This is a genomic window from Nitratidesulfovibrio oxamicus (genome assembly GCF_015731765.1).
Taxonomy (GTDB): Bacteria; Desulfobacterota; Desulfovibrionia; order Desulfovibrionales; family Desulfovibrionaceae; genus Cupidesulfovibrio; species Cupidesulfovibrio oxamicus.
Map to the genome: position 1 here is coordinate 1 of NZ_VRYY01000733.1, position 11,479 is coordinate 11,479.

General features: G+C 67.6%; 8 protein-coding genes. All 8 read left to right on the forward strand.

Annotated features, from left to right (window positions below; translation table 11 throughout):
* The coding region (locus tag FVW20_RS17790) for a sigma-54 interaction domain-containing protein (RefSeq protein WP_196610627.1) at window positions 1-1,114 on the forward strand (1,114 nt) is incomplete at its 5' end.
* Window positions 1,115-1,530: 416 nt separating this feature from the next.
* Complete coding sequence (locus FVW20_RS17795) at window positions 1,531-3,456, forward strand: aconitate hydratase (RefSeq protein ID WP_196610628.1); 1,926 nt, start codon at window positions 1,531-1,533, stop codon at window positions 3,454-3,456.
* A gap of 123 nt (window positions 3,457-3,579) precedes the next feature.
* Window positions 3,580-5,472 (forward strand): peptidylprolyl isomerase, encoded by a 1,893-nt coding sequence (locus tag FVW20_RS17800; RefSeq protein WP_196610629.1) that lies wholly within the window; start codon window positions 3,580-3,582, stop codon window positions 5,470-5,472.
* Window positions 5,473-5,834: 362 nt separating this feature from the next.
* Window positions 5,835-6,326, forward strand: a complete 492-nt coding sequence (gpt, locus tag FVW20_RS17805; protein WP_015946642.1) for a xanthine phosphoribosyltransferase — start codon at window positions 5,835-5,837, stop codon at window positions 6,324-6,326.
* A gap of 134 nt (window positions 6,327-6,460) precedes the next feature.
* Window positions 6,461-7,600, forward strand: coding sequence for a BMP family ABC transporter substrate-binding protein (locus tag FVW20_RS17810; protein ID WP_196610630.1), 1,140 nt, complete (start codon window positions 6,461-6,463; stop codon window positions 7,598-7,600).
* 29 nt (window positions 7,601-7,629) lie between these two features.
* Window positions 7,630-8,703, forward strand: coding sequence for an ABC transporter permease (locus tag FVW20_RS17815; RefSeq protein ID WP_196610631.1), 1,074 nt, complete (start codon window positions 7,630-7,632; stop codon window positions 8,701-8,703).
* A gap of 7 nt (window positions 8,704-8,710) precedes the next feature.
* On the forward strand, window positions 8,711-9,631 hold the full coding sequence (locus tag FVW20_RS17820) for an ABC transporter permease (protein WP_196610632.1): 921 nt from the start codon (window positions 8,711-8,713) through the stop codon (window positions 9,629-9,631).
* 4 nt (window positions 9,632-9,635) lie between these two features.
* Window positions 9,636-11,249, forward strand: a complete 1,614-nt coding sequence (locus tag FVW20_RS17825) for an ABC transporter ATP-binding protein (RefSeq protein WP_231039236.1) — start codon at window positions 9,636-9,638, stop codon at window positions 11,247-11,249.
* Window positions 11,250-11,479 lie beyond the last annotated feature (230 nt).

Consider the following 11,479-nt stretch of genomic DNA (forward strand, 5'->3'; position numbering starts at 1 on the left):
CCCTTCGTCCACCCTGGGCGGTCGCACGCCGGAACAGCGTCCCGGCGTGCCGCGCATCGTGGGCGACCATCCTGCCGTGCGCCGTGTGCTGGCGCTGGCCCGCCAGGTGGCGCCATCGCGCGCCACGGTGCTCATTTCCGGAGAATCGGGCACCGGCAAGGAAATGTTCGCGCGGTTCCTGCACGGCTGGAGCGACCGGGCCGATGGCCCCTTCGTGGCCGTGAACTGCGCGGCCCTGCCGGAACACCTTCTGGAAAGCGAACTGTTCGGCCACGAGAAGGGATCGTTCACCGGGGCCATCGCCCGCAAGCTGGGCAAGTTCGAACTGGCGAGCGGCGGCACCATCCTGCTGGACGAAATTTCCGAGATGGACCTTGGCCTGCAGGCCAAGCTGCTGCGCGTGTTGCAGGAAGGCGAGGTCGACCGCGTGGGCGGCACCGAAACCGTGAAGGTTGACGTGCGCGTGCTGGCCACCACCAACCGCGACCTGGACGACTGGGTCAAGCAGGGCAAGTTCCGGCAGGACCTGTTCTTTCGCCTGAACGTCATCCCCCTGCGCCTGCCAGCCCTGCGCGAGCGCGGCGACGACGTGGCGGTGCTGGCCCGGCATTTTGCCGCCACCTACGTGCGCGAGTACGGCCTTGCCCCTGCCGAGTTTTCGCCAGAGGCCGAGGAATGGCTGCAGCACTACGACTGGCCGGGCAACGTGCGCGAATTGCAGAACCTGATGGAGCGTGCGGTGCTGCTGGCCGGCGGGCGGCCCATCACCACCCGGCACTTCCTGCTCGACCCCGACACCTGGCCGCTGTTCGATGAAGGCGACCTGCCCTCCGATGCCGACGATGGCGGGGGGGGCGTTCCGGCTGGAGCGGGGGGCGACGGTGCCGGGGATACGCCTGGTGCGTCCGCGCTGCCCTCCGATGGCGGTCCTGACGGCGGTTCCTTCCCCGGCGGGGTCATCCCCCTGCACGAGATGGAGCGCATCATGATCCTGAAGGGGCTGGAGGTCACCTCCGGCAACCGCACCCAGGCGGCGGAACTGCTGGGCATCTCGGTGCGCACCCTGCGCAACAAACTCAACGAATACCGCGGAATGGGCATAGAAGTTGCCTGACGCCCCTTGCGGGCCGCGGTGATGTGCACTACACCGGACAAACCGCCCGGAACCCCACGTGCGGGTTCGCGGGCGGTTGCGGCATGATGGTTGCGGCATGATGGCGCCGGCATCGGGAAACGTCCCGTGGGCAGGGTCCGCCATGCTTGTCCGCCATGCTTGTTTGCTGTGATCGCCGACGTGATGCCTGGCGGCAGGCGCGGCACTTCGCCGACGTTCCACCGACGTTCCACCGGCGTCTTGCCAGACGTTTTGCATGCCTTCGAACAGACATTCCGCGGATGCCGGATAGTCATCCGGCCCGCAATCCTGCGATGCAGTGTGTCCCAGGGACCTTCGGCCCGCCGGACGAACCAGCTTACGGGCGGCGCGGGTGCGCACGCCATACCGGCAACGCCGAATCCACGAGGGGTAGCATGTCCATGAACCTTACGCAGAAGATCATCGCGGCGCATCTCGTCAGCGGCGAGATGGCCCTGGGGGCCGAAATCGGCCTGCGCATCGACCAGACCCTGACCCAGGACGCCACCGGCACCATGGCCTACCTGCAATTCGAGGCCATGGGCGTTGACCGCGTGCGCACCGACCTTTCGGTAAGCTACGTGGACCACAATACCCTGCAGATGGGCTTCCGCAACCCGGACGACCACCGCTTCCTGCGCACCGTGGCCGCCAGGCACGGCGTGATCTTCTCCCCCCCCGGCACCGGCATCTGCCACCAGCTGCATCTGGAAAATTTCGCGCTGCCCGGCGCAACGCTGGTGGGGTCGGACAGCCACACCCCCACGGCGGGCGGCATCGGCAGCCTGGCCATGGGCGCGGGCGGCCTTTCCGTGGCCCTGGCCATGGCGGGCGAACCGTACTTCATTTCCATGCCCCGCGTGGTCAAGGTGCGCCTTGAAGGTCGCCTGACCGGGTGGGCCTCCGCCAAGGACGTCATCCTGCACCTGCTGGGCCTGCTCACGGTCAAGGGCGGGGTGGGCAAGGTGTTCGAGTTCGCCGGTCCGGGCGTGGCCACCCTGAGCGTGCCCGAACGCGCGGTGATCACCAACATGGGGGCGGAACTGGGGGCCACGGCGTCCCTGTTCCCCAGCGACGAACGCACCCGCGCCTTCCTGGCCTCCATGGACCGCGAGGGCGACTGGAAGCCGCTGGCCGCCGACGCCGACGCCGCCTACGACGACGAGATCGTCATCGACCTTTCCGCGCTGGTGCCGCTGGTGGCCCAGCCGCACATGCCCGACCGGGTGGTGCCCGTGGCCGAACTGGCGGGCCTTTCCGTGGATCAGGTGGCGATCGGCTCTTGCACCAACTCGTCCTATGCCGACATGCGCATGGTGGCCGAGGTGCTGCGCGGCAAGCTGGTGAACGTGGGCACCGACACCATGGTTTCGCCCGGCTCCAAGCAGGTGCTGAAGATGCTGGCCGCCGAAGGCCTGGTGGAACCGCTGCTGGACGCGGGCGTGCGCATCCTTGAATGTTCGTGCGGGCCGTGCATCGGCATGGGCGGCTCGCCCGTGTCGGGCGGGGTCAGCGTGCGCACCTTCAACCGCAACTTCGAAGGCCGCAGCGGCACCAAGGACGCCAGGGTGTATCTGGTTTCTCCGCTTACCGCCGCCATGGCCGCGCTGCACGGGCAGTTCACCGACCCGGCCACCTGGGGCACCCCCCCGGCCCAGCCGGAACTGCCCGCCAAGGCCCCTTCCATCCGCCATCTGTTCGCCTTCCCGCCCGAGGACGGCAGCGGCGTGGAGGTGTTGCGCGGGCCCAACATCGTGGCACTTGAGCAGTTCACCCCCATGGACGACACGGTGACGGCACCGGTGGTCATCAAGCTTGGCGACGACATCACCACCGACCACATCATGCCCGCCGGGGCGGAGATCACCTCGTTGCGCTCCAACGTGCCCGCCATCGCGCAGCACGTGTTCGGCAGGGTGGACGCCGATTTCGTGGCCCGCGCCAGGGCGGCGGGCATCGGGGTCATCGTGGCCGGGGACAACTACGGCCAGGGCTCCAGCCGCGAGCATGCCGCGCTGGCCCCGCGCCACCTGGGCATCCGCGCGGTCATCGTGCGCTCGCTGGCGCGCATCCACCGGGCCAACCTGGTGAACTTCGGCATCCTGCCGCTGATCCTGTGCGACCGGGCGGACTACGACAAGCTGACCGTGGGCGGCGCGGTGACCATTCCCGCTTCGGCCATCACCGCCGGGGGCGAAGTGGACGTGCAGGTGGAGGGCGCGGGCGCCATCCGCGTGCGGAACGATTTGACGCAGAAGGAATTGGATATTATCCGGGCAGGCGGATTGCTGAACCACGTCCGCCTTTCCAGAAAACAGTAGGGTGTCCTTGCCGGGGCTCCGCACGGAGCTTCCGGCACCCCCGGCCCCCCGACGTAACCGGAGCGCAGCGGCGCAGCCGGAGGCACCGGGGGGCATTGGCGCACACCGCAATGGAGTTTCTCAATGCTTGAACTGATCCGTGCCCACGCGCAGTCGTGGGGCGTGAAGATTGCCTTCGGCATCATCATCCTCGTATTCGTCTTCTGGGGCGTGGGCTCCATGAACAACAGTTCGTCGGGCGCCCTTGCCACGGTGAACAAGAAGCCCATCCTGATCCAGGAGTTCGGGCGCGAATACGAGCGCCAGGTGGAAGCGCTGCGCAGCCGCTACCCCGGCATCACCGCCGAGGACATGAAGCAGATGGGCCTCAAGCGCCAGGTGTTGCAGGCCATGATCACCGAACGCCTGCTGGCCGACGAGGCCGCGCGCATCGGGCTTTCGGTGGCGCCGGTGGAACTGCGCCGCTCCATCGAGTCCATAACGGCCTTCCGCAACGGCGACGGCAAGTTCGACGCCGAGGTGTACCGCTCCGTGCTCAAGGGCCAGCAGACCACGCCCGGGCGCTTCGAGGACGGCATCCGCCACGACATGTTGTTGCAGAAGCTGCGCGACCGGGTTACCGCGCCCGCTTCGGTCACCGACGAGGAGGCCCGCGCCCTGTTCGACTACGGTCGCGAGCGCCGGACCATCGAATACGTGCTGTTCCCCCTGGAAGACCATGTGCTCAAGGTGACCCCCACCGACGAGCAGATCGCGGAACGCTACAACGAAAACCTGGATTCCTGGCGCATTCCGCAACGCATCAGCCTGGACGCGGTCACCCTGACCCCGGCCAGTCTGGCCGCCAGCGTGGAGATTCCCGAATCGGCCATTGCCGCCTTCTACGCGGACAACGCCGAAACGTATTTCGTGGTGCCGGAACGCGTGCACGCCCGTCACATCCTGTTCATGGCCCAGGAAGGGGCGAGCAAGGACGAGGATGCCGCCGCCCGCGCCAAGGCCGAAGACGTCATTGCCCAGTTGAAGAAGGGCAAGGACTTCGCGGCGTTGGCCACCAAGCTGTCCGACGACAAGGGCAGCGGCGCGCAGGGCGGCGACCTTGGCTGGTTCACCAAGGGCCAGATGGTGCCCCCCTTCGAGGAGGCCGCGTTCTCCCTGAAGCCCGGCGAGATCAGCGCCCCCGTGCGTTCCGCCTTTGGCTGGCACGTCATCAGGATGGAAGCGCACGAAGCCCCGCGTACCCGCGCCCTGGACGAGGTGCGCGGCGAGATCCGCCAGCGCCTGGGCGAGGAGAAGGCTTCCGAACGGATGCACGAGGCCCTGGATACCGCCCTTGAAATGGCGGGCGCGGGCAAATCCATCGACGACATCGCCAAGGCGCTGAAGCTGGAGCACAAGCCCACCGGCCTGTTCTCGCGTGCCGACGCCGGTGTTGTCGTGGGCCTGAAGGGGCAGTCCGTGGGCACTGCCTTCTCCACCCCGGCGGGTACGGTCATCGACACCCCGCTGGAAATCGAGGGCGGCTACATGATCGCCGCCGTGCTGGAATCGCAGCCGGAAAACGTGACCCCGCTGGAAAAGGTGAAGGAAGAAGTGGCCGCCCAGGTGCGCCGCATCGAAGGCGCCAAGCTGGCGGTCAAGGCCGCGCAGGAAGCCGGTGCCAAGCTGGCCGACGGCGTGCCCGCGGATCTGGCAGCCAGGGTGAAGTCCGCCGAGCCCTTCGGGCGCAACGGCGTCATCGCCCCCTTCGGCCAGAGCCGCGCCCTGGTGGATGCCGCCTTTGCCGCAGACCCCGGCGTCTGGCAGCCCGCCCCGGTGGATACCTCGTCCGGTGCCGTGCTGTTCCGCGTCAAGGACGTGCAGCGCCCCAGCGATGCCGAATGGTCCGCCGCGGCTGAAACCGTGCGCGCCACCGTGCTGTCCGCCAAGCGCGAGGAACTGTTCCGCGTGTTCGTGGGCGAGCTTTCCGCCGCCGCTAAGATCGAACTGCGCAACGCCAAGCTGCTCGACGACTAGCCGCCGGGCGCCAACCCGATACGACACAGGGCCGCCCTTCCTCATGGAAGGGCGGCCTTCATCGTTGCCGAAGCCCGTTCCGGGAAGCATCCGCCGACCTGTGGGGCAGTCGCAACGGGAAGGCTTCGCACCGCAGGTGTGCGCGTGGCGGCGGGGCGGGGAGTGAACCCTTTTGCGTCGAGTGCTGGCCGAACGCAAGGCGCGCGGTTTACGGACGGCGACCGGGCCGTGTCCCGGTGGGGGTAAGTGCTTGACAGCAGGGGCAGGGCAGGGCAAGGGAGGCGTCACCCGCAACGGGAGCAGGAAGATGCGCCGCAAGGCTGGCCGCATCCGCTCCGGCTCCGCAACCAGCAGGAACCCACGTGCGCACCGCAGACTCCTACCGCAAGGTCTTTCCCGTCACCTGGGAACAGCTTCACCGCGACGCCAAGGCGCTGTCGTGGCGGCTGCTGGAGAAAGGGCCCTGGACCGGCATCATCGCCATCACCCGCGGGGGGTTGGTGCCCGCCGCCATCATAGCCCGTGAAGTGGGGGTGCACCTCATCGACACGGTGTGCATCACCAGCTACAAGTGGCAGGATCAGTCCAGCCGCCTGGAAGTGCTGAAGGGCGTGCAGGGCGACGGCGAAGGCTGGCTGATGGTGGACGACCTGGTGGACACCGGTCGCACGGCCAAGGCGGTGCGTGAAATGCTGCCCAAGGCCCACTTCGCCACCGTGTATGCCAAGCCCGAAGGGCGCCCCCTGGTGGACACCTACATTACCGAAGTCAGCCAGGATACATGGATTCTCTTTCCGTGGGACTCGGAGGTGCAGTACGTGCAGCCCCTTGTCAACCAGCGGGAAGCGGGCTAGAAATCTCTTTTCCGCATCAGCGTCGGCCTGCCGCCAGCAAGGCGTCAGGTTGCGATCCCTTGTACATTGGCGGACGGGTACCCCCGTTCGCAGTCGCATACCGTTCCATTCACCAAGCCCCGAGGAGGCTCCCGATGCGCAAATCCGTATCCGCGATGTTGCTGGTTGCCGCCATGCTGCTCATGGCCGCCCTGACCGGCTGCGGCGAAGACAAGAAACCTGCCGAGGCCCCCAAGGCCGAGCAGAAGCCCGCCGCCGCGCCCGCCCCGGCTGCCCCCGCAAAGGAAATGCAGGTCGGCTTCGTCTACGTTTCGCCCGTGGGCGACGTGGGCTGGTCGTGGGCCCATGACCAGGCCCGCAAGGCCGTGGAAGACATGGACGGCGTGACCACCTCGTTCGTGGAATCGGTGCCTGAAGGGGCCGACGCCGAGCGCGTCATCCAGAACATGGCGCGCAAGGGCTTCGACATCATCTTCACCACCAGCTTCGGGTACATGGATCCCACGCTGAAGGTGGCGGAACAGTTCCCCAACATCACCTTCATGCATTGCTCGGGCTACAAGACCGCGCCCAACATGAGCAACTATTTCGGTCGCATGTACCAGGCCCGCTACCTGACCGGCATGGTGGCCGGCGCCATGACCAAGTCGAACGTCCTCGGCTACGTGGCGGCCTTCCCCATCCCCGAGGTGATTCGCGGCATCAACGCCTACACTCTGGGCGTGCGCGCCGTGAACCCCAAGGCCGAAGTGCGCGTGGTGTGGACCAAGACCTGGTACGACCCCGCCACCGAGAAGGAAGCCGCCAAGAGCCTGCTGGACGTGGGCGCCGACGTCATTGCCCAGCATCAGGATTCTCCCGGCCCGCAGGAGGCCGCCCAGGAACGCGGCGTGTACTCCGTGGGCTACAACTCGGACATGAGCCACTTTGCCCCCAAGTCGCTGCTGACCTCCGCCGTGTGGAACTGGACCCCGTTCTACAAGGACGTGGTGGAAAAGGTCCGCAAGGGTGAATGGAAGTCCGGCGCGTTCTGGCCCGGCATGGAAACCGGCATCGTGGGCATCGCTCCCTACGGCGACATGGTGCCGCAGGACGTGCGCTCCAAGGTGGACGCGCGCAAGGCCGAGGTCGTGGCCGGCACCTACAAGGTGTTCTCCGGCCCGGTCAAGGATCAGAACGGCGCCGTGCGCGTACCCGAAGGCCAGGTGCTTTCCGATCAGGACATGCTGGGCATGACCTGGTTCGTGGAAGGCGTGGTCGGTTCCACCCAGTAGCCGCGTTCAAGAACCGGAGCCCCCTGTCCATGTTCCTACCCAGAGTCGTGAAACGGCAGGAGCCCCTTCAGTGGGGCTCCTTTTTCATTTTCGCGGCGGCCCTCGTCGTATCGCTGGGGGTCAGCTGCGCGTTGCTCGCCGTGCACGGCAAGCCGCCGCTGAAGGCGCTGGCGGTCCTGTGGTCGGGCGGTTTCGGCGGCCCCTTCGCGCTGGAAGACACGCTGCTCAAATCCATCCCCATCTTCCTGTGCTCGCTGGGGGTGGCCGTCTCGTTTCGCATGCAGGTGTGGAACATCGGCGCCGAAGGGCAGTTCGCCCTGGGCGCCGTGGGCGCCACATGGGCGGTGCTGGCCTTTCCGGGCCTGCCCATGTGGGCCATGATGCCGGTGATGTTCCTGTGCGCCGCCATCGCGGGCGGGCTGTGGGCGGCGGTGCCCGCCGTGCTGCGCCTGCGCTTCGGCATGAACGAGATCATCTCCACGCTGATGTTCAACTACATCGGCATCCTGTTCCTGCAATTCCTGGTCTACGGCGCATGGAAGGACCCGACCAGCTTCGGCTTTCCCATGACCCCCATCTTTCCCAAGGCCGCCCTCATCGGCCCCATAGCCCCGGCCACCCTGGGGCGGGTGCACTGGGGGCTTGCGGTGTGCGTGGGCGTGGCCGTGCTGCTGGCCGTGTTCTTGAAGCGCACCCGCCTCGGCTTCGAACTGCTGGCCGGGGGCGAAAACCCCCGCGCCGCCCGCTATGCCCGCATGCCGTACAACCTGCTGGTGCTGCTGGTCATGACGCTGTGCGGCGCACTGGCGGGCTTTGCCGGGTGCATCGAAACATCGGCCACGGTCAACCGCCTGCAACCCAGCATCATGGTGGGCTACGGCTACACCGCCATCGTGGTGGCCTGGCTGTCGCGCCTGCGCGTCGGTTCCATCGCCTGTTTCGCCTTTCTGCTGGCGGGGTTGCGTGTGGGCGTGGAACACCTGCAGCTGGACTTGCAGGTGCCCGCCGCCTTCGGGGGCATTCTTGAAGGCATGATCCTGCTTTCGGTGCTGGCCGGGCAGTTCTTCGACCGCTACCGCTTCACGCTGAAGGGGAGAAGCTAGCATGGACATGGATACCGCGCTGCTGCTCTCCATCCTGGCCGCCACGGTGCAGTCGGGCACGCCCATCCTGTACGCCACACTTGGCGAAATGTTCACCGAACGTTCCGGTGTGCTGAACCTGGGTGTGGAAGGCATGATGATCGTGGGCGCGTTCACCGCGTTTCTGGCCACCCACATCACCGGCAACCCGTGGGCCGGGGTGCTGGCAGCCGGGCTGTGCGGGGGCGGGTTGTCCCTGCTGCACGGGGTGGTCTGCCTGATCTTTCAGGGCAACCAGGTGGTGTCCGGCCTTGCGCTGACCATCCTGGGGCTGGGGCTGGCCGACTTTCTGGGCACGCCGTACGTGGGCATCACCACCACCGGCTTCCAGGCCTTCGCCGTGCCGGTGCTCGCGGACATTCCCGTACTGGGCGCCATCTTTTTCCGGCACGACGCGATGGTATACCTGTCGTACCTGCTGCCGCCGCTGTTCTGGCTGTTCATGGCCCGCACCCGTCCGGGGCTGGCCCTGCGCGCCGCGGGCGAACACCCCGCCGCCGCATCCGCCGCCGGGCTTTCGCCGGTGCGCATCCGCTGGTGCGGCATCTTCACCGGCGGTTTTCTGGCCGGGCTGGGTGGAGCCTACCTGTCGCTGGCCTACACCCACCTGTGGACCAACAACATGACTTCCGGGCGCGGCTGGATTGCAGTGGCGCTGGTCATCTTCGCCTTCTGGCGGCCTGGCCGCGCCGTGTTCGGCGCGTACCTGTTCGGCGGGGTGATGGCCCTGCAATTGCGCTTGCAGGCCATGGGGGCCAACCTGCCCTCGTCGCTGATGCTCATGCTGCCCTACGCGCTGACCGTGCTGGTGCTGCTGGCCTCTTCGGCGCGCGGCGGCGGGCGCGCCGCGCCCGCTGCGCTGGGCGTGAACATCGAGCCCGAGGAATGATGCCATGAGCGATACGCCGCATATCCCTGCCGCCGTGGCGCCGGCAACGCCCCGGCACGCCCGCGAGGCCCACGCCCACCTGCCGCCGGTGGTGCGCCTGGACGGCATCTGCAAGTCGTTCGGCAAGGTGCGCGCCAACCACGACATCACCCTGGACATCCGCCCCGGCTGCATCAAGGCCTTGCTTGGCGAGAACGGCGCGGGCAAGTCCACGCTCATGTCCATCCTGGCCGGCAGGCTGCGCCAGGACGCGGGCACCATCGTGGTGGACGGCGCGCCCACGGTGTTCGCGTCGCCGCGCGATGCCCTGCGCGCTGGCATCGGCATGGTCTACCAGCACTTCATGCTGGTGGATTCCATGACCGTGGCGGAAAACGTGCTGCTGGGCCAGTCGCCCGACATGCTGTTGCGCCCCGCACGCATGCGCGACGAGGTGGCCGCACTGGCCGAACGCTACGGCCTGGCCGTGGACCCGGTGGCCCGCGTGGGCGGCCTGTCCATGGGCGAGCGGCAGCGGGTGGAAATCCTGAAGCTGCTGTACCGCGACAGCCGCGTGCTGATCCTGGACGAACCCACGGCGGTGCTTACCCCGCGCGAGACCGACCAACTGTTCGAAGCCATGTGGCGCATGGCCGACCAGGGCAAGGCGCTGGTGTTCATCAGCCACAAGTTGCAGGAAGTGCTGACCGTCGCCGACGAGATAGCCATCCTGCGCCGAGGCGAGGTGGTGGACGAGTTCAGCGAGGCCGACGTGCCCAACCAGACCGTGCTGGCCAACCGCATGGTGGGCCGCGACGTGGTGCTGCAGGTGGACGCCAAGCGGCTGACTCCGGTGGACACGGTGCTGTCTGTCGAGCACCTTTCCGGTGCCGGGCTTTCCGACGTCTCGCTGGAGGTACGGCGCGGCGAGATCGTGGCCATCGCCGGTGTGGCGGGCAACGGGCAGAAGGAACTGGTGGAAGCCATCTGCGGCCTGGCCCGGCCCGAAGCGGGCGAGGTGCGCATCCTTGGCCGCCCGTGGCGAGAATTCTTCGCCGGGCCTCCCGGCAGGCGCGGGCTGGCCTACATCCCCGAGGACCGGCAGGGCCTTGCCACCTGCCGTCAACTGGATCTGGTTGACAACTTTCTGCTGACCACGCGCAACCTGTTCGCCAAGGGCGTGTTCCTGGACCGGGCCGAAGCAGTCAACGCGGTGAAGCGGGTGGTGTGGGAGTACAACGTGCAGCCCGGCGACATCACAGCGTCCGCGCGGGCGCTTTCGGGCGGCAACCTGCAAAAGCTGGTCATCGGGCGCGAGTTCTTCCGCAAGCCGGAAGTCATCGTGGCCGAAAACCCCACCCAGGGGCTGGATATTTCCGCCACCGAGGAAGTGTGGGGCAGGCTGCTGGAGGCGCGCTCCACCGCAGGGGTACTGCTGGTCACCGGCGACCTGAACGAGGCGCTGGAACTGGCGGATCGCATCGCGGTGATGTACCGGGGCCGGTTCATCGACGTGTTCGACAAGGACGACACCGCCAAGGTGGAGGCCATCGGCCTGATGATGGCCGGGTTGCGTCCCGATGATGCAGGCGAGGCTGGCGAGTCGGACGGGCCGGGCGGATTTGCAGCGCAGGCGTAGGCCGCGCGTACGGATAGTGCCGATGCAACGGCGGGCCATCCCGGTGGGGTGGCCCGCCGTTTTGCCATGTGCGGGAAGAGAAGGTGGAAGGCGTGAAGCTGTGGCCGAATCAGCCGAATCAGCCTGATCGACCGGATTAGCCGGATTAGCCGGATTAGCCGGAGCAGCCGCACCCGCCGCCATTGCCGCCGCCGCACCCGCCCGGCTTGGTCGCGGCGCCGCTGGCGCAG

What these genes read in the sequence shown, in the direction of transcription:
- FVW20_RS17795 (WP_196610628.1), top strand. Translation starts at nt 1,531, where the DNA reads ATGTCCATGAACCTTACGCAGAAGATCATCGCGGCGCATCTCGTCAGC.
- FVW20_RS17820 (WP_196610632.1), top strand. Translation starts at nt 8,711, where the DNA reads ATGGATACCGCGCTGCTGCTCTCCATCCTGGCCGCCACGGTGCAGTCG.
- FVW20_RS17815 (WP_196610631.1), top strand. Translation starts at nt 7,630, where the DNA reads ATGTTCCTACCCAGAGTCGTGAAACGGCAGGAGCCCCTTCAGTGGGGC.
- FVW20_RS17825 (WP_231039236.1), top strand. Translation starts at nt 9,636, where the DNA reads ATGAGCGATACGCCGCATATCCCTGCCGCCGTGGCGCCGGCAACGCCC.
- FVW20_RS17800 (WP_196610629.1), top strand. Translation starts at nt 3,580, where the DNA reads ATGCTTGAACTGATCCGTGCCCACGCGCAGTCGTGGGGCGTGAAGATT.
- FVW20_RS17810 (WP_196610630.1), top strand. Translation starts at nt 6,461, where the DNA reads ATGCGCAAATCCGTATCCGCGATGTTGCTGGTTGCCGCCATGCTGCTC.